Below are 519 nucleotides of genomic sequence, written 5' to 3'. Positions count from 1 at the left end.
GGACATGGCCGTCAATGTGGTGGGTGTGCTGGTCGTGGTGGCGGCGGCCGTGGTGGGGGTGGTCGCGCTGTGACCCGGGAGCCGGTTATCGTCCCGCCATGGAGCCGCTGACGTTCGACTACGAGAGCCTGCATCTGCGCGTGGACCGGGGCGTGTTCGAACTGTTCAGCAGGGGCCGATCCGAGTTTCGGGTGCCGCTGCGGTGGCTCGGAACGCTGGTGTACTACAAGAAGCCCGACCGGCCCGGCCAGTTGTTCATCGGCACTGTACGCGACTCGAGCGCCGCACTCTACGGCACCGACCAGGCCGCCTTCTGGTACAGCACCTCGCCCGAGTTCCGGGTACCGCCCGGCGACGAGCCGTTGTTCCGTGGGTACTTCACCGAGGTGGCCGCGCTCGTCGACCGGAGAGTGGTCTGACGCGGAAGCGGCGGAGCCGCGGGTTTCCGGCACGGGCGTCTGCCCATCCAGGTCGACCGGGGGATCGTCGAGGTGTTCCGGCGCGGCAACGTCATCGGGC

General features: G+C 68.8%; 1 protein-coding gene. It reads left to right on the top strand.

Annotated features, from left to right (window positions below):
- Positions 1–98 precede the first annotated feature (98 nt).
- Complete coding sequence (locus PUR61_RS01065) at positions 99–419, top strand: hypothetical protein (RefSeq protein WP_329874647.1); 321 nt, start codon at positions 99–101, stop codon at positions 417–419.
- Positions 420–519 lie beyond the last annotated feature (100 nt).

Source organism: Streptomyces sp. BE20 (assembly GCF_036322525.1).
Classification (GTDB): Bacteria; Actinomycetota; Actinomycetes; order Streptomycetales; family Streptomycetaceae; genus Kitasatospora.
The sequence above is the reverse complement of the archived record's forward strand: the minus strand, read 5'-3'. Positions and strand labels throughout refer to the sequence as shown.